Source organism: Nonomuraea sp. SYSU D8015, from assembly GCF_008065375.1.
GTDB lineage: Bacteria > Actinomycetota > Actinomycetes > Streptosporangiales > Streptosporangiaceae > Nonomuraea.
Window position 1 is genome coordinate 74,256 of the sequence record NZ_VJYI01000015.1, and the last position, 22,187, is coordinate 96,442.

17 protein-coding genes are annotated in these 22,187 nt (G+C 71.9%); 7 read left to right on the forward strand and 10 right to left on the reverse strand.

What is annotated here, in order from left to right; genetic code table 11:
* From ID574_RS42410 to solA, 4 genes are all read right to left on the reverse strand, one after another.
* Window positions 1-1,224, reverse strand: a complete 1,224-nt coding sequence (locus ID574_RS42410) for an ABC transporter ATP-binding protein (protein WP_188194695.1) — start codon at window positions 1,222-1,224, stop codon at window positions 1-3.
* Window positions 1,217-2,320 carry an ABC transporter substrate-binding protein gene (locus ID574_RS42415; protein ID WP_188194696.1) on the reverse strand — a complete coding sequence of 368 codons (1,104 nt, stop codon included), beginning with the start codon at window positions 2,318-2,320 and terminating at the stop codon, window positions 1,217-1,219. Before ID574_RS42415 ends, ID574_RS42410 begins: the two co-directional genes overlap by 8 nt.
* Before the next feature lie 90 nt (window positions 2,321-2,410).
* Window positions 2,411-3,376, reverse strand: coding sequence for a succinylglutamate desuccinylase/aspartoacylase family protein (locus ID574_RS42420; protein WP_188194697.1), 966 nt, complete (start codon window positions 3,374-3,376; stop codon window positions 2,411-2,413).
* A 12-nt stretch (window positions 3,377-3,388) separates the two neighbouring features.
* On the reverse strand, window positions 3,389-4,528 hold the full coding sequence (solA, locus tag ID574_RS42425; protein ID WP_188194698.1) for an N-methyl-L-tryptophan oxidase: 1,140 nt from the start codon (window positions 4,526-4,528) through the stop codon (window positions 3,389-3,391).
* A 230-nt stretch (window positions 4,529-4,758) separates the two neighbouring features.
* Between solA and ID574_RS42430 the strand changes: the two genes are divergently transcribed.
* Window positions 4,759-5,493 carry an IclR family transcriptional regulator gene (locus ID574_RS42430; protein ID WP_262496114.1) on the forward strand — a complete coding sequence of 245 codons (735 nt, stop codon included), beginning with the start codon at window positions 4,759-4,761 and terminating at the stop codon, window positions 5,491-5,493.
* A 41-nt stretch (window positions 5,494-5,534) separates the two neighbouring features.
* On the opposite strand, the gene ID574_RS42435 is transcribed toward ID574_RS42430, so the two are convergent.
* From ID574_RS42435 to ID574_RS42450, 4 genes are read right to left on the reverse strand one after another with little or no spacing between them, the layout of a single operon-like run.
* A complete protein-coding gene (locus tag ID574_RS42435) occupies window positions 5,535-6,518 on the reverse strand; it encodes a D-2-hydroxyacid dehydrogenase (protein ID WP_188194700.1) in 984 nt (327 codons plus the stop codon).
* Window positions 6,519-6,523: 5 nt separating this feature from the next.
* Window positions 6,524-7,972 carry an NAD-dependent succinate-semialdehyde dehydrogenase gene (locus tag ID574_RS42440; protein WP_223167646.1) on the reverse strand — a complete coding sequence of 483 codons (1,449 nt, stop codon included), beginning with the start codon at window positions 7,970-7,972 and terminating at the stop codon, window positions 6,524-6,526.
* Window positions 7,969-10,932, reverse strand: coding sequence for an FAD-binding and (Fe-S)-binding domain-containing protein (locus ID574_RS42445; RefSeq protein ID WP_188194701.1), 2,964 nt, complete (start codon window positions 10,930-10,932; stop codon window positions 7,969-7,971). Before ID574_RS42445 ends, ID574_RS42440 begins: the two co-directional genes overlap by 4 nt.
* Window positions 10,929-12,188, reverse strand: a complete 1,260-nt coding sequence (locus ID574_RS42450) for an aspartate aminotransferase family protein (RefSeq protein ID WP_188194702.1) — start codon at window positions 12,186-12,188, stop codon at window positions 10,929-10,931. Before ID574_RS42450 ends, ID574_RS42445 begins: the two co-directional genes overlap by 4 nt.
* A gap of 187 nt (window positions 12,189-12,375) precedes the next feature.
* Between ID574_RS42450 and ID574_RS42455 the strand changes: the two genes are divergently transcribed.
* The 6 genes from ID574_RS42455 to ID574_RS42480 all read left to right on the forward strand — a co-directional run bounded on the left by ID574_RS42455 (window position 12,376) and on the right by ID574_RS42480 (window position 19,599).
* Window positions 12,376-14,007, forward strand: coding sequence for a PucR family transcriptional regulator (locus tag ID574_RS42455; protein ID WP_223167647.1), 1,632 nt, complete (start codon window positions 12,376-12,378; stop codon window positions 14,005-14,007).
* Window positions 14,008-14,275: 268 nt separating this feature from the next.
* Window positions 14,276-15,448, forward strand: coding sequence for an aromatic ring-hydroxylating oxygenase subunit alpha (locus ID574_RS42460; protein ID WP_223167648.1), 1,173 nt, complete (start codon window positions 14,276-14,278; stop codon window positions 15,446-15,448).
* A gap of 5 nt (window positions 15,449-15,453) precedes the next feature.
* The gene (locus tag ID574_RS42465) at window positions 15,454-16,842 is read left to right on the forward strand and encodes an aldehyde dehydrogenase family protein (RefSeq protein WP_188194704.1); all 1,389 of its coding nucleotides are present in this window, start codon (window positions 15,454-15,456) and stop codon (window positions 16,840-16,842) included.
* A 26-nt stretch (window positions 16,843-16,868) separates the two neighbouring features.
* Entirely contained in the window at window positions 16,869-17,258 is a 390-nt protein-coding gene (locus ID574_RS42470; RefSeq protein WP_188194705.1) for an SCP2 sterol-binding domain-containing protein, read from the forward strand.
* Window positions 17,259-17,297: 39 nt separating this feature from the next.
* Window positions 17,298-17,951, forward strand: a complete 654-nt coding sequence (locus tag ID574_RS42475) for a TetR/AcrR family transcriptional regulator (RefSeq protein ID WP_188194706.1) — start codon at window positions 17,298-17,300, stop codon at window positions 17,949-17,951.
* A gap of 403 nt (window positions 17,952-18,354) precedes the next feature.
* Entirely contained in the window at window positions 18,355-19,599 is a 1,245-nt protein-coding gene (locus ID574_RS42480) for an erythromycin esterase family protein (protein WP_223167649.1), read from the forward strand.
* 68 nt (window positions 19,600-19,667) lie between these two features.
* On the opposite strand, the gene ID574_RS42485 is transcribed toward ID574_RS42480, so the two are convergent.
* Together ID574_RS42485 and ID574_RS42490 are read right to left on the reverse strand one after the other, a co-directional pair.
* Entirely contained in the window at window positions 19,668-21,497 is a 1,830-nt protein-coding gene (locus ID574_RS42485) for a CPBP family glutamic-type intramembrane protease (protein ID WP_188194707.1), read from the reverse strand.
* A gap of 10 nt (window positions 21,498-21,507) precedes the next feature.
* Window positions 21,508-22,125, reverse strand: a complete 618-nt coding sequence (locus ID574_RS42490) for a TetR/AcrR family transcriptional regulator (protein ID WP_188194708.1) — start codon at window positions 22,123-22,125, stop codon at window positions 21,508-21,510.
* Between the last annotated feature and the right edge of the window lie 62 nt (window positions 22,126-22,187).

Genomic DNA, 22,187 nt, shown 5'->3' on the forward strand with positions numbered 1-22,187 from the left:
TCACCTGCCCTGTTCGCCGGGGAAGAGGTTGACGTCGTCGGGGTCGGCGCAGATGCCGACCCGCTCGCCGGTGACCGGTCCGCGACCCGCCGGTACTTCCAGGCGCAGCAGCGGGGCGCCCCGGCCGGTGTCCCGGCCGGTGTCACGGCCGGTGTCACGGCCGGTGTCACGGCTGGTGTCACGGCTGGTGTCCCGGCTGGTGTCCCGGCTGTCGATGCGCACGCCGGCCCGCACCACACTGCCCACGTACGTCGCGGTCTCCACCGTGCCGGTGCAAAAACCGTCATCCGGTGGGCACACCCGCAGCCGGCCCGGCTGGACGGCGACCGTGACCGCGACACCGGCGGCCAGGTCGTGGCGGCGGGTCTTCAGCAGGCCGCCGCTGTGGTCCAGGCGGACCAGGGTGTGCGCGTCGCTCTGCTGCTCCACGCGGCCGGGCAGGAAGTTGGCCGCGCCCAGGAAGTCCGCGACGAAGGCCGTCTTGGGCCGCTCGAACAGCTCCCGGGGCGTGTCGAACTGCTCGATCCTGCCGTTGCGCATCACCGCGATGCGGTCGGACAGGACCAGCGCCTCCTCCTGGTCGTGGGTGACGTAGATGACGGTCAGGCCGAGCTCCTGCTGGATGGTCTTGATCTCGACCTGGAGCTGGTCGCGCAGCTTCTTGTCCAGGGCGCCGAGGGGCTCGTCCATGAGGATGACCGGCGGCCGGTAGACCAGCGCCCGGCACAGGGCCACCCGCTGCTGCTGCCCGCCGGACAGCTCACGCGGCCGGCGGCCGGCGAAGCCCGACAGGCCCGCCATCTCCAGCGTCTGCCCGACCCGCCGCCGGATCTCCTCCTTCGGCACGCCGCGCAGCTGCAGCGGGAAGGCGACGTTCTCGCCGACGGTCATGTGCGGGAAGAGGAGGTACTGCTGGAAGACGAAACCGAGGTTGCGCTTTTGCGGGGCCAGCCGGGTCACATCGCGGCCCCCGACGGTGATGGTGCCGGAATCCGGCTCGCAGAAACCGGCGATCATCATCAGCGTCGTGGTCTTGCCCGACCCGGAGGCGCCGAGGAAGGTGACGAACTCCCCGGCGGCGATCTCCATGGACGCCTCGTCGACGGCGACGGCGTCGCCGTACGTCTTGCGCAGGGCCACCACCGACAGCGCTTTGCCGGTCGAGGCGGCCGGCTTGGCGCCGGCCACTCCAACGGATGGTGTGGACACACCGAACTCAGCCACGAGCCCACCCCAGCCAGCGCTTGGTGACCGCCTCTTCGTTCTTCAGCCACCACTCGGTGTCGGCGTCGAAGCCCTTGTCGTAGTACTGCGGCGCGCCGGCCAGGCCGTTGCGCACCTCCTCGCTGATCTTGTCGTAGGCCAGGGGGGAGGACGGGTTCGTCGGGTAGGTCATGGCCAGGCGGGCCTGGACCTCGGGACGGATCGAGTAGTCGAACAGCTGGTAGGCGGCGTCCAGGTGGGGTGCGCCCTTGGCGATGGCGTAGCCCTGGAACTGGCGGCGGGCGCCGTTGAGCTGGGCCGCGACCGGCACGCCCTGCTTGAACAGGTCGGCAAGGCGGCCGTGCCAGACGGTGGCCATCGTCACCTCCTGGCGGGTGAGCAGCATGCCGGGCAGCGGGCCGCTGTCCCAGAACTTCTTGACCTCGCCCCTGATCCGCTCCATCGCCTTGAAGGCGCGGTCCACATCCAGCGGGTACAGCTTGTCCATCGCCACGCCGTCGGCCAGCAACGCGAACTCCAGCTCCGGCAGGTCGGCGTCCGGGTTACACATCGACCGGCCGCCCTGGAAGGCCTTGGCGTCCCAGAAGTCGGCCCAGGACTCCGGCTTACGCCCGCCGAAGGCGTCGGTGCGGTAGGCCATGCACTGGGCGTAGAAGTTGACCGCGACGGCGTACTCGGTGATCAGATTCTCGGGCAGCTGGGCGGTCTTGACGTTCTTGAGCCGATCCAGGTCCAGCTGCTCCAGGGCGTTCTCACGGACGAACTTGGCGTGGTCCATCATCGAGTTGTCGATGAGGTCGACCTGAGGGCGACCCTGCTTGATCTGGGCCAGGACCTGGGCGCCGTCGAGGTTGGCGACCTGGACGGTGATGCCGGTCTCCTGGGTGAACGGGTCGTAGATCGCTTTCTTGAGGGCCTCGCCGTAGGCCCCGCCACTGTTGCGGACGGCCACCGTCTTGCCGCCGCCGGCGCCGCTGCCGCCGCTGGCCGACGAGCTCCGGCTGGTGCCGGTGCCGCAGGCGGCGAGCGCCGGCAGGGCGGCGAGGGCGGCGGCGCCCCGCAGCAGCGCCCTCCTTCCGATCGGCGAAGTTGTCATGGCGGTACCTCCGGGTGAGTCGTGAAGCATGGGTTGGGGGATGGTGTCGGGAATGTCAGGCGGGGATGGCGGTGGCGGGCATGCGGCCCGTCAGTCGTGCGGGGTGGCGATAGCGGCGAGCTCCGTGCCGGGGCGGACGGTGAGCCCGTTCATGCCGTAGATGATCTTTCCTGTGGCGGGGGCGGTGACCTTGTGTTCGGCGCCGTCGACGGGGTCGACGATCCGGCCGATGGTCTGTCCTTCGGTGACCTCGTCGCCGGTGACGGCGTCGGGGTACCACAGACCGGCGGCCGGAGACACGACCTCGCCCGTCCAGACCCACTCGCGCGGCGTGGCCACCGGCGGGGGGACGGGTCCGTCGAGGGCTCCCAGGTGGTTCAGCAGCCGGTGCAGGGCGTCCAGCAGGGTGCGCACGGTCGCCGGGTCGCGGTCGCCGCGCTGGCCGGTCTCGATGAGGACCGCCGGGATGCCGAGGCGGTTCGCGGCGGCGTGGCTGTTGCCGCCCTCGGCGGAGCGGCCGAACACGACATGCTCGTAGCCGACGGCGTGGGCCATCGCGCGATTCCTGGCGTCGGTGGTTTCGTCGCCGGTCAGGCGGTATCCGACGAAGTCGAGCAGAGTCTGGTCGATGCCGCCGCTGTGCAGGTCGGCGTAGGCGTCGGCGCCGGGGATGAGGTGCTCGAACAGCCAGGCGGCCATCCGCTCGGTCGGCCCGCCGGCGGGGTCGCCGGGGAAGACCCGGTTGATGTTGACGCCGTCGAGCGGGGAGACGTTGAGGCGGCCCCCGTAGACGGCGGGCGGGTTGGCGACGGGGCAGATCACGATCCGGCCGAGCACGTCGTCGGGCTGGAGCCGGGCCGCGAGCTGGGCGGTGGCGGCGACCCCGGCGAACTCGCCGCCGTGCACCCCGCCGGTGATGACCACGGTGGGGCCGGGACGGGAGCCGTGGACAAGGATCAGCGGGACCTCGACGGTGGTCGTGCCGAGGTCCACGGTCACGGTGCCGCTGGTCTTGGCGCCAGGTTCCGCGGTCAGGGTCGCGATGGTCCAGGTCATGTCACACCTCGTTCAGGCGGCCGTGCGGCCGAGGGTCGTCATGAAGTCGATGGGCTGGTCGGTGTGGCCGTCCAGCGCCAGGTCAGCGGCGATGTCGCCGAAGGCGGGCGAGAGCTTGAAGCCGTGGCCGGAGAACCCGGCGAGCAGGATCACGTTCTCGTTGCCGGCGCCGGGCAGCGGGCCGACCAGCGGGCGGCTGCTCTCGGTGTAGCCCTCCATGTAGACCGACAGCCGGATCGGGTCCGGGTGCAGGTCCGGCAGGTGGCGGCGGAGCAGCTCGGTGAAGATCTCCAGTTCCTCCGGCTGGACGACGCGGTCCAGCGCGTTGGGGTCGCCGGCCGGGCGGTGCAGGTCGCGGGAGAGCCCGATCTTGACGGAGACGCCGTCCGGGGAGGGCAGGCCGTAGCAGTGCGTGGGCGCCGTACGGATGAAGGCGGGACGCTCCTCGCCGAACCAGGCGTCGGTGGTGGGCACGTACCAGACGCTGACGAGGCGGCGGATGTCCACCTCCCACGGCAGGCCGGGGAGCAGGTCGTTGACCCAGGGGCCGACGGTGACGACCACCGCGTCGAAGCGCTCGCTGCCGGAGTCGGTGCTGACCTCGACCCCGCCGCCGACCGGGATGATCTCCCGCACCGGCGTGTAGCGGTGGATGCGGGCGCCCAGCTGCTCGGCGCGGCGGGCCGCGGTCTGGACCGTCAGCTCGGGCCGGATGAAGCCGGCGCGGCGGTCGAGCACGGCGGCGTCACCGTCCTCCAGGAGGTACTGGGGGAAGCGCTTGGCCAGCGCCTCGGCCTCCAGCACCTCGTGGTCGAGGTCGTGCTCGGCGATGGACTGGAGGACGGTGGCCATCTGGTGGTGCTCGACCGGCCCCATCAGCAGGCAGCCGGTCAGGCGGCGCAGCTCGCGGCCGGTCTCCTGCTGGAGCCGCTCCCACAGGGCGTCGGCGTGCTTGAGCAGCGGCACGTACCGGGAGTCCTCGAAGTGGGCGCTGCGGAAGATGCGCGTCTCGCCGCCCGCGGCGCTGCGGTCGTGGCCGGGGGCGAAACGATCGAACCCGACGACTTCGGCTCCGCGGGCGGCCAGCCGCCAGGCGGCCTGGCTGCCCATGGTTCCGACGCCGACGACCGCGACACGCTTCCTGGCTGCCACTGGGGGTTCCTTTCAACGGCTGGGCACCGGGGCGTTGACCGGCACTCCGGGGATGGATTGTGATTCGGGAAGGGCCCGCTCCGTCTGGCGAGCCTCGCATCTGTCGTGCCACATTGTGGAACGCTGTGCTACTATTCGGCATTATTAAGAGCCGACGGTTTCCCGTCAAGAGGGTGTGTACGTGTGGTTACCTGCTATTTACCTTGGGAGATCTTGTGGAGATGAAGAGCGTGACGCGCAGTCTCCGGGTCCTGGAGGCCGTGGCGCAGTTGCAGCCGGTCACCGTGGGAGAGCTGGCCAAACACTTCGATCTCCCCAAGTCGACGGTGCAGCGCACACTGGTGACGCTGCACGAGGCCGGATGGCTGCGCGCCAGCCGCGGCGACACGACGCGGTGGGAGATCGGCGCGCGGGTGCTGGCCGTCCGCCCGGCCGCGCTCCAGGGCTCCACCCTGTTCGCCGCCGCGCGCGAGCCCATGATGCGACTGCGTGACGCGGTCAACGAGACCATCCACCTGTCGGTGCTCGACGGGCTGCAGAGCATGGTCGTGGTGGACCGGGCCGACTGCGACCGGGCAGTGCGCACCTTCCACCAGATCGGTGACACCTCGCCCTTGCACGCCACCGCGGTGGGCAAGGCCGTGCTCGCCCATCTTCGCGCGCACGAGGTGGACGAGGTCCTCGCCCGGGGCCTGCCGAGCTACGGCGAGGCCACCGTCACCGACCTGGACACGCTGCGGGCCGAGCTGGAGCAGGTGCGGCGCGACGGCTACGCGGTGAACCGCAACCAGTACCGCACGGACGTGTGCGCGATCGCCGCGCCGATCCTGGAGAGGGACGGCACACCGCTCGCCGCGGTGGCCGTCTCCATGCCGGACTCGCGCTTCGACGAGGACCGGCTGCCCGAACTGGGGCGCACGGTCGCCGAGACGGCCGCCGAGATCACCGGTCGCCGGCTCGGCTGACCCGCCTACCGGGGACCGTCCGTCCCAGGGCGGTCTCCCGGTCATGGAGCGAGGTCCGCCGGGACGTAACCCCGTGCCTTGTCCACGACGTTGCGCAACGGCCGGCCGGCGAGGTAACGGTGCAGGTTGTCGAGGAACAGCCCGGCCTGCGCCTCCCGCCAGCCGTGCACGTCGCCGGCCATGTGCGGCGAGACGATCACTCCGGGCAGGTCCCACAGCGGCGAGTTCTCCGGCAGCGGCTCCTCCTCGAAGACATCCAGCGCCGCGCCGGCGAGCCGCCCGTGGCGCAGCGCGTCCACGAGGGCGTCCTGCACGACCAGCCCGCCGCGTCCCACGTTGACGAGCCGGGCGGTGGGTTTCGTCGCCCGCAGCGCCCGCTCGTCGATCATCCCCCGCGTCTGCGGGGTGAGGGGCGCGGCCAGCACGACGTAGTCAGCCTCGGCGAGAGCCTCCGGCAGCTCGCCGCTCCCGTACACGGTCCCGAAGTCGGGATCGTCGGATCGGCCGGTACGGCCGGCGCCGCTGACCCGCATGCCCGCGGCGCGCAGCTGGCGGGCGATGGCCCGGCCGATCGGACCCGTGCCCGCCACGAGGGCCGCGCGGCCGCCGATCCGCTCGCTCTCCCGCCATCGCCACTGGCGCCGCCGCTGGTGGGCCAGGGTGCCCGGCAGGTCCTTCGCCAGTGCGAGGATCAGGCCGAGGACGTACTCGGCGATGGCCTCGTCGTAGACGCCACGCGAGTTCGTCAGGGTGAGCCCGGGGTCGCGGACCAGCGCGTCGAACAGCACGTGTTCCACGCCGGTGGCGGCCACGTGGAGCCAGCGGGGGGCGAGCGCCGGGTCCGCCGGCCAGGCCTGCGCGATGCGGGTGAACCCGGCACCGCCCACGAGCAGCACGTCCGCGCCCGGCAGGGCGGCGGCCAGGTCGTCCTCGCCGACGTGGCGGACGTCGGCGAGGGCCTCGACGCGTTCGGGGTGCGGCAGCGGCGTGCCGTCGTGCAGGGCCACCAGGAGGGGACGGTGCACGGCGCTCACACCGGCACGGCCAGGTACTTGTACTCAAGGAACTCCTCGATGCCGACCCGGCCGCCCTCCCGGCCCAGTCCCGACTGCTTGACCCCGCCGAAAGGCGCCGCGGGATTGGACACCAGGCCGGTGTTGAGCCCGACCATGCCCACCTCCAGCCGCTCGCCCACGCGCAGCCCGCGGCTCAGGTCCCGGGTGAAGACGTAGCCGACCAGCCCCCATTCGGTGTCGTTGGCGGCCCGTACGACCTCGTCCTCGTCGTCGAACGTCAGCACGGCCGCGACCGGCCCGAAGATCTCCGTGCTCATCAGCCGGGATCCCGGGTCGACGCCCGTGAGGACGGTGGGCGGGTAGAAGCAGCCGGGCCCGTCCGGGATCTCGCCGCCGATCAGCACCTTCGCGCCGCGCTCCACGGCGTCGGCGACCAGCTCGGCGACCTTGGCCCGGCCGGCCCGGTCGATGAGCGGGCCGACGTCGACACCCGGCTCGGTGCCCGGCCCCACGACGAGCAACCCCATGCGGTCGGCGAGCCGGGCGGCGAACTCCCCGGCGACGGAGGAGTGCACGAAGAAGCGGTTGGCGGCGGTGCACGCCTCGCCCATGTTGCGCATCTTCGCCACCATCGCGCCGTCCACGGCCACGTCCAGGTCGGCGTCGCCGAAGACGATGAACGGGGCGTTGCCGCCCAGCTCCATGGAGGGCCGCACGACGGTGTCGGCGCACTGGGCCAGCAGTGTGCGGCCCACCTGCGTGGACCCGGTGAAGGACAGCTTGCGGATGCGCCCGCCGCGCAGCAGAGGCTCGACCACCTCACCGGCGCGGGAGGTGGTGACGACGTTCAGCACGCCGTCGGGCAGCCCGGCCTCCCGCAGGATGTCCGCCAGCGCCAGGCTCGACAGCGGCGTCTGCGGCGCCGGCTTGAGCACCATCGTGCAGCCGGCGGCGATCGCCGGGCCGATCTTGCGGGTGCCCATGGCCAGCGGGAAGTTCCACGGGGTGATCAGCAGGCAGGGCCCGACCGGGCGGCGCATGAGCAGCATCCGGTTGCGGCCGTCGGGAAGCGTGCCGTACGCGCCCTCGATCCGGACCGCCTCCTCGGAGAACCAGCGGAAGAACTCGGCCGCGTAGGCCACCTCGGCGCGCGCCTCCGCGAGCGACTTGCCCATTTCTGAGGTCATGAGCAGGGCCAGCTCGTCGGTGCGGGCGATGATGATCTCGTACGCCCGGCGCAGGATCTCGCTGCGTGCACGCGGCGCGGTGCGCGCCCATTCCTCCTGCGCGGCGACCGCCGCCTCCTCGGCGCGCCGCCCGTCGTCGGGGCCGGCGTCGGCCACGTGGCAGAGCACCTGGCCGGTGGCGGGGTTCTCCACGGGCATGGTGGCGCCCGAAGCGGCGTCGGCCCACTGGCCGGCGATGAACAGCCGCTTCGGCACCTGTTCGATGATTGAGGTCACGGTGAGCCTGCCTTTCGTTCGGTCGTGATGTCTGTCTGGGTTGCCGGCCCCGGGTCGAGCAGTTCGGCCAGGTGTACGGCGGTGATCCCCCGGCCGGAGCCGAGGTGCTTCACCTGGGTGGCGCAGCCGAACCCGTCGGCCACCACCACCCCTTCGCCGCCGTCGCCGAGCTCGTCCAGCCTGGGGCGCAGGGCCAGGCCGGCGACGGCCATGGAGGTGTCGTAGTGCTGGGCCTCGAAGCCGAAGTTCCCCGCCAGGCCGCAGCAGCCCTCCGCCTCGGCGACCTCTCGCACGCCGAGGCGGCGCAGCAGGTCGCGTGGCCGGTGGCCGGGGAACTGGGCGTACTCGTGGCAGTGGGTCTGCAGCACGACCCGGCCGGGCAGCGGGGGCGGCTCCCATCCGGGTGCGGCCAGCTCGTCCAGGGCTGCCGTGAGTGTGCGGACCCGCCGGGCGACCCGCTCGGCGGCCTCCGTGCCGAGGAGCCGGGGCAGGTCGTGGGCGAGCGTGGCCGCGCAGCTGGGCTCGGGCACCACGATCGGCACCTGCTGCCCGCCGGAGCTCGCGGAGCCCGCGTCGAGCCGCGAGACCGTACGCGCCATCACGCGGCGCGCCACGTCGAGCTGGCCGGTGCTGACCCAGGTCAGCCCGCAGCACAGCCCCGTGCGCGGCAGGGCGGGCGCGCCGGCGCCCGCCAGCACCCGGCCGGCGGACGCCGCCACATCCGGACGGAACGCCGCGGTGAAGCTGTCGACGAACAGCACCGCGCCCGGCTTCCGCGCGCCCGGGGCCGGCAGCGCGGCGAGGGCGGTGCGCAGCGCCTTGCGCGAGGCGAACGCGGGCAGCGGCCGCTGCGGCGCGACGCCGCCGAGCCGGGCCAGCAGCCGCCCGGCCGGGCCGCGCAGCAGCGCGTTGACCGGCCGGGCCGCCATCGTCGCCACGCGGGCGACCGCGGGCAGCCAGCCCAGGGAGTAATGGGTACGGGGCCGCAGCCTGCCGCGGTAGTGGCGGTGCAGGAACTCCGCCTTGTAGGTGGCCATGTCCACGCCCGTGGGACAGTCGGCCGAGCAGGCCTTGCACGACAGGCACAGGTCGAGCGCGTCACGCACCTCCCGCGAACGCCAGCCGTCCGTGACGGTCTCGCCGCGCAGCATCTCCTGCAGCGCCCGTGCTCTTCCCCGGGTGGAGTCGCGCTCGTCGCGGGTGGCACGGTAGCTGGGGCACATGACACCGCCCGCGCTGGAGCGGCAGCGGCCGACGCCCACGCAGCGGCGCACCGCCCCGGCGAAACCGTCGCCGTCCTGCGGGAAGAGCGTCAGGGTCGGCCACGCCCGCGCGCCGGGCGGGGCGTCGAGTGCCAGGTCGGCGTCCAGCGGCGCCGGGTCGACGATCACACCGGGGTTGAGCAGCCCGCCGGGGTCGAAGACCCGCTTGACGGCCGCGAACAGCTCCAGGACGCGCCGGCCGTACATCACCTCGAGCAGCTCACCGCGGGCGCGGCCGTCGCCGTGCTCTCCCGACAGGGTGCCGCCGTGCCGGGTGACCAGCTCCGCCGCCTCGCGCAGGAACCGCCGCGCCGCGGTCCTGCCGGTGTCCGTGGACCAGTCGAAGTCGATGCGCACATGGACGCAGCCCGCGCCGAAATGCCCGTACAGTACGCCGCCCAGCCCGTGCGCCGCCAGCAGGGCGCGGAAATCCCGCAGGTAGGCGGCCAGGTTCGCCGGGTCGACGGCGGCGTCCTCCCAGCCCGGCCACGACTCGCCGCCGTCCACCAGGCGCGCGGCCAGGCCGGCGCCGTCCTCGCGCACCCGCCACAGCGAGCGGCGTTCCGCCCCGCTCTCCACGATCCGTCCGGCCAGCAGCCGCCCGCGTGAGAGCAGCACGCCGAGCAGGTCGCGGGCCCGGGCCGCCGGATCCTCGGTGCCTTGACCGTCGAGCTCGACGTACAGCCAGGCGCTCCCGTCCGGCAGGCCGGTGACCGAATCGGGGCCGCGGCGGGCCCGCATGGTGGCGACGATGGCCTCGTCCATGCCCTCCACGGCGGCAGGCGACCAGCGCAGGATCTCCGGCACGTCCTCCGCGGCGGCGACCACGTCGTCGTAACCGAGCACGAGCAGGGAGGTGGCCACCGGCTCCGGCACCAACCGCACGGTGGCGCCGGTGACGAGCACGCAGGTGCCCTCCGTGCCGACCAGGGCGCGGGCGACGTCGAAGCCGTGCTCGGGGAGCAGGTGCTGGAGCTGGTAGCCGGAGACCTGCCGCGGGATGCGGCCCAGCTCGGTGCGGATCGGCGCGAGGTTCTCCTCGACGAGCCGCCGCAGCTCCTTCTCCAGCGCCGCGATCCGCTCGCCGTCGGCGGGATCGGCGGCGCGCAGCCCGCCGCGTTCGGCGTACGCCAGGACGCCGTCGGCGGTGACGATCTCCAGGGACTCCACGTGCGCGCTCGTGCGTCCGTGGCGGACGGAGCGGTTGCCGCACGCGTCGTTGCCGATCATGCCGCCGAGGGTGCAGCGGCTGTGCGAGGACGGGTCCGGGCCGAACGTCAGCCCTTCGCGCCCGGCCAGCGCGCGCAGGTCGTCCAGGACGACACCGGCCTCCACGCGGGCGGTGCGCGTGCCGGGATCGATGTCCAGGACGCGGCGCATGTGGCGGGAGAAGTCCAGCACGACGCCCGCCCCGACGGCGTTGCCTGCCATGCTGGTGCCGCCGCCGCGCGCGGTGAGGGGGATGCCGAGTTCGTGGCAGGCCCGGACGACAGCCCGCACGTCGCCTGCTGACCGGGGGAAGGCGACGGCCAGCGGCGGCACCCGGTAGTTGGAGGCGTCGTAGGCGTACTGCGCGCGCCGGCCCGCGTCCGTCTCCACGTCCAGCCCGGGAGCGGTCCGCCCGAGCAGGTCCAGCAGCTCACGGGCGGATGCGGGCCGGTGGGGGGCGCGCGAGGCGTCGTCGGGCCTGCCGGTCATCGGCCGGGCGCTCCGGCCCGCACCGCCGCGCTCCAGGCGCGGATGCCCTCGTCCACCCCCGCCTCGTCGATGACGAGGGCCGGGATCATGCGCACGACGTTGTTCCACGCGCCGCACAGGAGCAGCAGCAGCCCCTCCTCGATGGCGGCCTGCTGGACGCGGGCGGCGATCTCCGGCGCCGGCTCGCCGTCCTCGGTGACGAACTCGCTGGCCAGCATCAGGCCGAGTCCCCGCACGTCGCCGATGCAGGAGTGCCCGGCGGCCACGTCCTCCAGCCCGGCGCGCAGCCTCTTGCCCATGGCCTCGGCGTTCTCCACCAGGCGCTCCTCGCGGACCGCGCGCAGGGTGGCGACGGCGGCCGCGCAGGCGACCGCGTTGGCGCCGTAGGTGCCGCCCTGCGACCCCGGCCAGGCCCGGCTCATGAGCTCCTCGGAGGCCGCGATGCCCGACAGCGGGAAGCCGCTGGCCAGGCCCTTGGCCGTGATCAGGATGTCCGGGGCGACGCCGAAGTGATCGTGTCCCCAGAACCGCCCGGTGCGGCCCACACCCGTCTGCACCTCGTCCATGACGAGCAGGAACCCGTGCCGGTCCGCCCGTTCCCGCAGTCCCTCCATGAAGGCGCGGGTCGCGGGCACGTACCCGCCCTCGCCGAGCACCGGCTCCACGACGACCGCCGCCGTGTCGGCCGGCGAGGAGATCGTCTGCAGCACGTAGTCGAGCTCGCGGAGGGCGAAGCGGGTCGCGGTGTCCTCGTCCCAGCCGTACCGGTAGGCGGCCGGGAACGGGGTGACCACCACGCCCGGCATCAGCGGCGCGAAGCCCGAGCGGAAGCGGGTGCCCGATGTGGTCATGGAGGCGGCCGCGACGGTGCGGCCGTGGAAGCCGCCGTGGCAGACCACGATGTTGGGCCGGCCGGTCGCCTGGCGGGCCAGCCGCAGCGCGGCCTCCACCGCCTCGCTGCCGGAGTTGGTGAAGAACAGACTGTCCAGTCCGTCCGGGAGCACCTCGCCCAGCTCGGCGACCAGCTCTTGGAGCGGCCGGTGCATGACGGTCGTGTACTGACCGTGAATGAGCGTCGCCACCTGCTCCTGGGCGGCGGCGACCACCCTGGGGTGGCAGTGGCCGGTGCTGGTGACCCCGATGCCCGCGGTGAAGTCCAGGTAGCGGCGGCCGTCCTCGCCGTACAGGTGGACGCCCTCGCCACGGACCGCCACCACGGGGGTCGCCTGGCGGAGGTGCGGCGACAGATTGGTCATGCTCGTCTCCCAGCCTGCTGGTCGTCGGTCGCGTCGGCATCCGAGCATCGTCCAGCCGCCGCGGCCGGACAACGGCTGCGGTGTCCACCGCCCGGCCCCGCTCTGGACGAAGTGTCAACCTGGGTACGGGGCCGTTTCCGCAGCTCGCCCACGGTCGCGTACCGTGGTCGCGGAGAAAGGAGCCATGATGTCAGCACCCGGACGGGGTTCGGCGCCGGCACACGGCCGCGTGCTCACCGTCGCCGACGTGCTGACGCTCCCCGTCGTGGCGGCGGGCCTGCCCCAGGTGGCCGCCGGCGAGTCACAGCTGGGACGCCCCGTCCGCTGGGTCCACATCACCGAGCTGACCGATCCCGCGTCGTTCCTCAAGGGCGGCGAGCTCGTCCTGACCACGGGGATGCCACTGCCCCGCGAGCCCGAGCTGGTGCGCCGCTACGTCCACGAGCTGGCCACGGTCGGCGCCGCCGGTCTCGTCCTGGAGCTCGTCCGGCGCTACCATCGGCCGCCCGAGGAACTGGTGCGCGCCTGCCGCGCCCATGACCTGCCACTGGTGCTGCTGTCCCGGGACGTCAACTTCCTGGAGGTCACCCAGGTCGTCCACGAGCTACTGCTCGGCAACCAGGTGGAGACCCTGCGCCGCACTCAGGAGATCCACGAGACGTTCACCGACCTGACGCTGCGCGGCGCCGGCGCCGCCGAGGTGATGCGCGCGGCGGCCGAGATGAGCGGCCGGGCCGTGGTGCTGGAGAACCAGGCGTACCAGGCGCTGATCTGCGAGCCGTCGGCCCACACCGTGGAGGAGGTCCTCAAGAACTGGGAACGGCGCTCCCGCGCGACGCCGCCGTCCGACTCCGCGGCGGTGAGCGGCCCCGAAGGATGGCTGGTCTGCCCGGTGGAATACCGCGGCGAGCGCTGCGGCCGCGTGGTCATGCTGCCCGACCGGGCCTCGGCGGAGCCGGCGTTCGGCGAGGAGGACACGACCGTGCTGGAACGGGCGGCGATGTCCCTGGCGATCTCCCGGCTCATCCACCCGGCGGCCTGGGAACGCGGAGCGCATCGGAGCGCCCTCCTGGACCTCGCCGAACAGCGCTACCGGACGGCCGCGGAGGCGGCGGTCCGCACGGCGGCGCTCGGCCTGCCCACCCGCGACTGCCGATACGTCGCCGTCCTGGTGGACCTGCCCGCCGGCGAGGGCGTCGCCGAGCTCGAGGAGCGCCTCGTACGGGATGTCACGGCCGCCGGCGTCAGCGCGCTCGTGGGCGAGCTCCGGGCCGGGCGGATCGGCATGCTGCTCGCATTGCGGCCCGCCAGGCAGTGGCGGCCCACGGTCGAGCTGCTCGGTCGCGCCGTCCTGGAACTGATCCCCCAGGCGATCGTGAGCGTCGGCTCGGAGGTGACCGACCTCTCCCACGCCGCGCGTTCCTTCAGAGACGCCTCCCACGTCGCGGAGTCGGCCCTGCCCGGCACGTCCTCCCGCAGGCCGTACCACGAGCTGTCGGACATCGGGCTGAAGCAGTTGCTGTACGCGCTGCGCTCCGACGTACGCATCCAGAGCTACGTGGAACGCCAGGTGGGCCGGCTCATCGACTACGACCACCGGCACAACACCGACCTGGTGTCCACGCTGCGCCACTACCTGGACGCCGCGGGCAACAAGACGGCCGCCGCCCAGGCGTCGGACCAGTCGCGGCAGACCCTCTACCAGCGGCTTCAGACCATCGAAAGGCTCCTCGGCGGCGATCTGGAGTCAGGCCGGCGGCGCACCGAGCTGCACGTGGCCCTCACAGCGCTCGACGTGCTCCGCCTCGATTCGCGCTGACCCTCACGGCCCGCGGAGTACCTGCCAGGCCGCCGCCCCCGCGCCCCCGATCTTTCCCGGGCGGTGGGGCAGCAGAGCCACTGCCAGAACCGGAGGGCGGCGAGGAGCAGCCAGGGCACGGTGGCAGGGGGCCGAGGTCGAGCACGAAGACGGCGGCTCCGGCACGGCTTTGCTCCTGCTGGGCCGCTCGCATCTTGACACCAGGATATCGATCGATAACCTTAGGGTGGTTATCAATCGATAACTAGAGCTGTCTCGAGGAGGTTCTGTGAGCACCACCATGTCCTCACGGCCCGCCGGCCCGGCGCTGGATGAACTGCTGGGCGAACTGCGCGCCTACCTGAGCTGCAACCCGCCGATGCTGAGCCTGCCGCCCCGGGCGTTCACCGACCCGCACCTGTACGAGCTGGAGCGCGAGAAGGTCTTCGAGCGGTGCTGGTGGCTGGTGGCGCACGCCGACGAGCTGGCCGAGCCCGGCGACTACGTGGCCCTGTCCATCGCGGGCGAGCCGGTCGTGATCACCCGCGACGCCGACCGGAACCTGCACGCCCTGTCCTCTGTCTGCCGCCACAAGCAGATGCCGGTGGTCGAGCCGGGCGCGGGAAACACCGACGCCTTCACCTGCCCGTACCACCTCTGGCGCTACCGGCTCGACGGGCAGCTGACGGGAGCCCCGCTGATGAAGGGCAACCCGGACTTCGATCCGAAGTCCTGCCGGTTGCCGGAGTTCGCCGTCGAGGACTACGGCGGTCTCATCTACGTCAACCTCGACAAGGACGCCAGCCCGATCAGCGCCCACATGGACCTGGCAGCCGGCGAACTGGCCAACTATCGGCTGGACGAGATGGTGCAGGTCGCGTCCTGGGTGGAGCAGTGGCAGGCGAACTGGAAGCTCGCGGTGGAGAACGGCAGCGAGAACTACCACGTCATCGGCCTGCACCGGAGCACCCTCGACCCGATCATGCCGGGCCGTAACGACGTCTACATCCGGCCGTACTCACCGTGGGTCACCTTCGGGCGGTTCCCCTTCGCCCAGCCCATCGACGCCGAGGTGCTGCCGCTCACCGAAGAGCAGCAGGCCAACGCCACGGTCGTACTGAACTTCCCCTCCGGGGGGCTGATCACGTTCGGCGACCAGCTGGCGTGGCTCAGCTTCATCCCGCAGTCCATCGACCGGACCGAGGTACGCGGCGGGGTGCTCCTGCCGCGCGCGCTGGCCGAGCAGTCCGACCCCGAGCAGCTGCGCAAGGACCAGATCGAGGGCGCCGCGTCGATCAACGAGGAGGACCGGATCGGACTGGAGGCCGTGCAGCGCGGGGTCGGCTCCCGCTTCGCCGAGCGGGGCCACCTGAGCCCCAAGGAACAGCCGGGCGTGCTGACCTTCTACCGGAACCTGGCCAGGGCGCTGGTGAGCGGCGATGACTATCCGGGTGAGCTGTGAGCGCCATGACCATCGGGGGCGGGCCCGCACCCGGTGGGAAGGTCTTCGACGTCGTCGACCCCGCGACGGGCAAGCCGTTCGCCGTCGCGCCCGAGTGCACGCCGGAGCTCCTGGACCAGGCCATGGAGGCGGCCAGGAAGGCCTTCCCCCAGTGGCAGGCCGACGAGGGGGCCCGCAGGGCCGCCCTGCGCGAGGCGGCCGCTGTGCTGCAGGGAAACGTCGAAGAACTGGCCGCCCTGCTCACCGCGGAGCAGGGCAAGCCCCTCATCGAGGCCGGGCACGAGGTCTTCGGCGCGGCGCTGTGGCTGGACCACCACGCCGACGCGGAGATGCCGCACGAGGTGGTGCACGAGTCCGGTGAGGCGAGAGTGGAGGTACGGCGACGGCCTCTCGGTGTGGTCGCCGCCATCACTCCCTGGAACTTCCCACTGGCGCTCGCCGCCTGGAAGCTGGGGCCGGCGCTGCTGACCGGCAACACCGTCGTGCTCAAGCCGCCGCCGTACACCCCGCTGACGACTCTGCGACTGGGCGAGCTGCTCCGCGAGGTCTTCCCACCCGGCGTGCTGAACGTCGTGAGCGGCGGCGACGAGCTCGGCGCGGCGATGGTCGCCCATCCGGTGCCACGCAAGGTCAGCCTGACCGGCTCGGTGGCCACCGGCAAGCGGGTGGCCGCGGCGGCGGGCGCCGACCTGAAACGACTGACGCTGGAGCTGGGCGGCAACGACGCCGCGATCGTCCTCGACGACGCCGACCCGGCCACGGTGGCGGAGGCGGTGGTCACCGGTGCGTTCGCCAACTGCGGCCAGGTATGCACGGCGATCAAGCGCGTGTACGTGCCGGAGCGACGCAGTGGCGAGTTCCTGGACGCGCTGGCCGGGGTGGTCGGGCGGCTGCGGATCGGGAACGGCGCGGAACGCGGGACCACGCTCGGGCCGCTCTGCACCCAGGCGGGTTTCGTCCGGATCGGGCGGCTCGTGGACGAGGCTTCGGCGCGCGGCGCCCAGGCCCTGACCGGCGGCCGCGCGCTCGGCGGGGACGGCCACTTCTATCCGCCGACGATCCTGACCGGCGTGCCGGACGACGCCCGGATCGTCACCGAGGAGCAGTTCGGACCGGCGCTGCCCGTGCTGACCTACCGCGATGAGGACGAGGCTGTGGCTCGGGCCAACGACACGATGTTCGGCCTGTCCGGATCGGTCTGGGGCACCGACGCCGATCGGGCCGAGGCGGTGGCGCTCCGCCTGCAGGCCGGCACCACGTACGTCAACACCCACTTCGACATGGTCGGGCCGGAGCAGCCGATCGGCGGGATCAAGTGGAGCGGCCTGGGCGTGGAGCACGGCCGCTGGGGGCTGGAGGGCTTCACCGACCTGCACGTTGTGCACCGAGCGTGACGACCGACGAGACAAGGAGAAGCACGATGACGAGATATCTCACCGAAGAATGGATGGAGCTGGCGCTGAAGACCGCCGAGAGTCTTCCCGAACGGCGCGGCGCAAACGGCCGCCTGCAGTACGTCCTGACCGGCGGACCGGACGGCGGCGAGATCCGCTACTACTGGATCCTGGAGAACGGCCGGCTCACCGGAGCGGCTTGCGGGCAGGTCGACGACCCCGACTTCACTGTCACGATGACCTACGCCGACAGCGTGCTCATCGAGAAGGGGGAACTGTCCGACGAGGACGCCTACGCTCAGGGCCGCACCAAGTTCACCGGCAGCATGAGCAAGGCGATGCGGCTCATGCCACTCCTCAACTCCGCGGAGTTCAAGGAGGTCCAGGACCGGATCCGCGCAGCGACCGAGTTCTGAGGGCGGTCGAGGGCCAGGCGTCCGCTAGGCTCCAAAACCATGGTGGCCGAAGGGACGATTCGTGATGGCGTTCGGCTGACCCCATCGGCCGAACGCATCCTACGCACCGCGGCCAGGCTCTTCGCGCTGAACGGCTACTCGGCCACGTCCACCCGGGACATCGCCGCCGCGGTGGGCGTGCAGCAGCCGGCCCTCTACAAGCACTTCTCCTCCAAGGACGACATCCTGTCGGCGCTGGTCAAGCTGGGCCTCGGCCGCCCGGTGGAGCTGGCGGAGGCGATGACGCGGCGGCCCGGCCGGGCCGCCGCACAGCTGTGCCGCTGGCTCGCCGAGTGCGTACGGCACCTGCAGGGCTCTCCGTACGTCCTGGTGTCCATCATCACCACGCCCGAGCTCGGGCAGGAGCACTTCGCGAGCGAGCGCGCGTTGCTGGATCGGCTGGACCGGCTCGTCGCCGAGCTCATCGGACGCGGCCAGCGTGAAGGCGACCTGCGCCCGATGGACCCGCTCAGCGCGTCCCGGCTCGTCATGGCGCTGTTCGACGCGATGGCCATGCCCGAGATCGCCGTCCGTGGTGAGGAGCTCATCGACTTCGCCATGAACGGCCTGGTGGAGGATAGGAACGCGCTGGAGGACATTTACCGCGAGGCGGCCGCTCTGGACCTGGCTTCGCTCGACACGCAACCCGGCTGATCAGCCGAGCCGGCGTCGGGGTGGCGGTCCCGACGTCGCCGAGCCGTGGAACGCGGGATCGGATGCCTCCTCAGAGACCGTGTGGGCGATGTCGATGAGTTCTTGGCAGCCCTCGACCGCCTGTCGCCGACAAGCCGATGATCAGCGACGCCGCGGTCGCCGAGCACATCAGCCGCATCTTCGCCAAGCTGGGCCCGGGAGTCGACGACTCCGTTCACAAACGCGTGCAGGCTGTGCTGACCTGCCCACAACGATGACCGCGCCCGGCCGGGCGCGACCTCCACAGAGGAGACGGCCAGGTGTTCGGTGTCTGTATGTTCGGCCGGCCATGTGGGTTGACGCTGGAAGCAATCAAGATCAACACTGATCGCACCATCAGAGACGACAATCGGGGGGAAGCGCTGTGCCGGACGAGGTGACCGCGTGGCTGGCCGGACGGGCGATCCCGCTCGCCGGCGTGGAGCCTGCCACTGTTGAACGCCGCCCCCGGCAGAGTACCTCGGCGGACTCCGGGCCGGTGGACCTGGCGCCGCTGCACGAGGTATTCGCCGGGGTGCGGGCTGTGGGTTTGGGCGAGGCCACGCACGGCAGCGCAGAGTTCTTCACGCTCAGGTGGCGGCTGACGGAGTTCCTGATCAAGGAGTTGGGCTTCACCACGCTGGCGATCGAGGCCAGCGCCGCAGCAGCGCGGGCGGTCGACGACTACGTACGCGGCGAGTCGGGCGATGCCCGGGAAGCGCTGGCGGGGCTGGGCTTCTGGACGCTCAACACCGCGGAGATGCTGGAGGTGATCGAGCGGTTGCGCGAGCACAACCGCACCGCCGCCCGCCCGGTCCGCTTCGCCGGGGTCGACCCGCAGCATCCGGCGGCATCGCTGCGTACCCTGCGCGCCTGCGTGGGCGGAGCCGCCGCCGCGCTGCTCGACACGCTCGACGACATCGGCCGGCTGGACCTCCGGCACCACAAGCCACTGGACCGGCAGGTCGAGGCGGACGCGCGGCGCCTAGAGGAGGACATCGCCGCGCACGGCCCGGCCGAAGCCCGCCACCACGCCAGGATCGTCCGGCAGTTCGCCGAGTTGGCCACCCGGCCCTTCACGCACCCGGACTCCCAGCAGACCATCGGCTTCGCTCGCGACCGCCACATGGCCGAGAACGTGAACCTCCTCATGGCCGATCCCGATGCCCGGGTGGTCGTCTGGGCCCACAACGGCCACGTCATGAAGGGCAACTACAGCGGCGGCGCCGTTCCTGCCATGGGGCGGCACCTGGCGCGCGAACACGGCCCGGCGTACTACGCGCTCGCGGCGTTGTTCGGCGAGGGCGGCTTCCGCGCCAATCGGATGCGGTTCGGCAGGCTCGTCGGGGAGAGGCGGCCCGAGCAGTTCCGTGTTCCCCGCGCCACCGCGCCACGCGTCGTGGAGACGCGCCTGGCGGCGGCCTGCCCCGGCGACTATGTGGTGGACCTGCGCAGCGGGGGCCGCCCGGCGTCCGTGGATCACTGGCTGGCCGAGGCCAACCACATGCGCGCCTTCGGCGCGGCCGCCGGGCGGTTCACCGCCAAGTTCGCGTTCATGCCGGTCGTCCTGTCCGACCACTTCGACGGCGTCGCCTTCGTGCGCGAAACCACCCCATCCACCCCTCTGTAGCACCAGGAGCTCGGGCGGGCCACGTGACATCCCGGAGATGGCTTCACGGCTGCGGTGCTCGTCCTTTCTCACAGCGACTGGTAGAGGCCGGCCACCCGGTGAAAGGCGGCCTTGCGTTCCCAGCGATCGCCAGGCCCCGCTTTCACGATGCCGTAGCTGGCCAGGTCCAGGTCATGGCGGCGGTCAGGAGCGTGCGGGTAGCTGGGCTCGGAGAACTCGAAGACGAAGGCGCCGCGCACGCCCTCGGTCGCGTAGGTCTCGATCAGGTCTCCCAGGTAGTCGGCCTGCACCTGCTCGTTCCTGGTACGGGAGCCCTTGATCCTGGGCGGGGTGGCGCGCCAGTCGACGATGTCGTCGCCGGACGCGCCCTTGGTGTCGGCGCCGTCATAGGCGCAGCAGCCGAACTCCGTGATCACCACGGGCTTTCCGTGCCGCTGCAGCAGGCGCAGGTCGGCACAGTAGCGCCCCTGATTGGAGGAGTCCCGGTAGAGGTTGACGCCGACGAGGTCGAAGGGTCGCCAGTCCACGCCCTCCCAGCTGCCGGCCGCGTAGCTCACCTCGCCGCGGAAGTGCTCTCGCGCCACCGCGGCCGCCTCGCCCAGAAACCGGTTCAGTTTCCTGTTGTACAGCTGGAGCAGGAAAGGCCAGGTGAAGGTGAGCATCCGCGTGCGCCGTCCGAAGGTACGGCCGGGCACGATCCCGCGCATGAAGATGCTGAGCTCGCAGCCGACGGTGAGGGTGACCGGCACCGGGTAGGACCGGCGGATCTCCTCGGACAGGACGCTGACTTGGCGGAGGAACTCCAACGTCTGCGTGGGGCCGTTCTCGGGCAGGCGGGGCTGCAGCCAGACATGCAGTCCGCGCCGTGCCGCATGGTGTGCTGCGTCGGCGAGCCGGTCGAGCCGGCTGCCGAAGACCGTGACCGCGTTGCAGTGCAGTTCTTCGCCGATGACCCGGATGTCGTCGCGAGCCTCGTCGGAGTTCCACGTGGGCCGGGACAGGTGTCGGGGATGGTAGGCGGTGCCGACGTCATAGTTGATGCCTTTGACCGGCAGCCCCCGGACCTGCCGGGAGACGGACTCCGCCGGGAGGCGGGGGTCCTGGTGGAGGGCTCGCTTGTGCCGGAGCCGGGTGCACAGGGTGAGGGCCGTGGCGAAGGGCAGCATGCCGAAGGCGAAGACGGTCAGGACCGCTGAGTTGCTCACCGTGACCAGGCCGCCGACTGAGCCGAAGAGCTGGGCGGCCGTCTGGAAGGCGAGATGGAAGCCGATCGAGGTCCACACGCTGCCCGTCATCGTGCGCAGCAGCCCGGCGACGACGGCGAAGGCGAAGAACAGCACGCTTCTGGACAGCGAGTTCTCGCCGCCGTTGACGAGGCCCCAGAGCGTGAACAGGACCGCCTGCGACCAGAGCGCCGGCCACTGCCCGAGGCGAGCGGCCAGGTTTCTGAGCACGTACCCGCGGAAGACGAGCTCCTCGGGGAAGGCCTCGAAGACGAACACCAGCAGGAGCAGGCCGGCGGCGGTCACGAGCATCTCGCTCACCGACCCGTTCAGGGCGATCTGGGCCCAGCCTGACGCCAGGCAGACGGCGACCCCCGCGGCTGCTGGGATCAGCCAGCAGGCCATGCCTCGCAGAAGCTGGAGCACTCCCTGCCGGAGTGGGCTCAAGCCGATGCCGGACAGCGGCATCCGGTCGAGAAGCCGGGTGGCCAGCACCACGGCCGGCACGACCAGGAGGAACATCGCGCCGGCCCGTGCCATGTGCGACCAGCGGTCGTAGCCGGCGCCGAAGATCGCGTTGGCGCCGTGGAAGACGACGAGCGCGGCAAGGGTCACCCAGGCGAACATGCCCGTGACGCGCCACCACAGCCTGCGGCTGTCGGATAACTCTCTCATGGCCATCACCTCAGCCCGCTCGCCGGGTCGCGCGGTCGAACAACGCGGCCAGCTCACGCGCGTAGTCGCCCGCGTCGGCATCCGGCTGCGCGCGCAGCTCGGCAGGGACGGCCTCGAGGCTGGCGAGGATGGCGGCGGCCATCACGCGTGGCGGGAAATCGCCGAACTCCTCCACGCGCTGGCCTCCCTCCAGCAGGTTTTGGAACTCGACCAGGGACCGGTTGCGTGCGGCCCACGCCGCGGCGCTCGGCGCGGTCCCGGCCGCCGACCGGATGGCCTGCAGGGCTGCGGTCTCCGTCCGGTGGTCGGCGAAGTAGCGCACCTGCGACTCGATGACGATCCTCAGCGCCTCCGCGTAGGACGTCGCCTCCTCGGCTTGGACGGAGGCGGTGCGCATCGACTCCACCACGTTGGTGACCACCTGTTCCAGCAGTTCCTCCTTGCTGGCGAAGTGGTAGGAGATCAGCGCCGGGCTGACCCCCGCCCGCTCGGCGATCCGGGTGAACGAAGCCCGTGCGTATCCGAGTTCGGCAAGGGCCTCGATGGCGCCTCCGACGATCTGGTGGCGTCGCGCCTGCTCGATGAACGACCGCCGGTCCTGGTTGGTTGCACAGCTTTCTGGTTGCATGACCAGGATACTAAATGAACAACCAGGAATGCGCGCATGGGTCCGGATTGCGGGAACTGGTA

Excerpts from the sequence above, each read along its gene's own strand:
- ID574_RS42415 (WP_188194696.1), bottom strand. The coding sequence starts at position 2,320 with ATGACAACTTCGCCGATCGGAAGGAGGGCGCTGCTGCGGGGCGCCGCC.
- ID574_RS42420 (WP_188194697.1), bottom strand. The coding sequence starts at position 3,376 with ATGACCTGGACCATCGCGACCCTGACCGCGGAACCTGGCGCCAAGACC.
- ID574_RS42445 (WP_188194701.1), bottom strand. The coding sequence starts at position 10,932 with ATGACCGGCAGGCCCGACGACGCCTCGCGCGCCCCCCACCGGCCCGCA.
- ID574_RS42450 (WP_188194702.1), bottom strand. The coding sequence starts at position 12,188 with ATGACCAATCTGTCGCCGCACCTCCGCCAGGCGACCCCCGTGGTGGCG.
- ID574_RS42455 (WP_223167647.1), top strand. The coding sequence starts at position 12,376 with ATGTCAGCACCCGGACGGGGTTCGGCGCCGGCACACGGCCGCGTGCTC.
- ID574_RS42465 (WP_188194704.1), top strand. The coding sequence starts at position 15,454 with ATGACCATCGGGGGCGGGCCCGCACCCGGTGGGAAGGTCTTCGACGTC.
- ID574_RS42470 (WP_188194705.1), top strand. The coding sequence starts at position 16,869 with ATGACGAGATATCTCACCGAAGAATGGATGGAGCTGGCGCTGAAGACC.
- ID574_RS42475 (WP_188194706.1), top strand. The coding sequence starts at position 17,298 with ATGGTGGCCGAAGGGACGATTCGTGATGGCGTTCGGCTGACCCCATCG.
- ID574_RS42485 (WP_188194707.1), bottom strand. The coding sequence starts at position 21,497 with ATGAGAGAGTTATCCGACAGCCGCAGGCTGTGGTGGCGCGTCACGGGC.
- ID574_RS42490 (WP_188194708.1), bottom strand. The coding sequence starts at position 22,125 with ATGCAACCAGAAAGCTGTGCAACCAACCAGGACCGGCGGTCGTTCATC.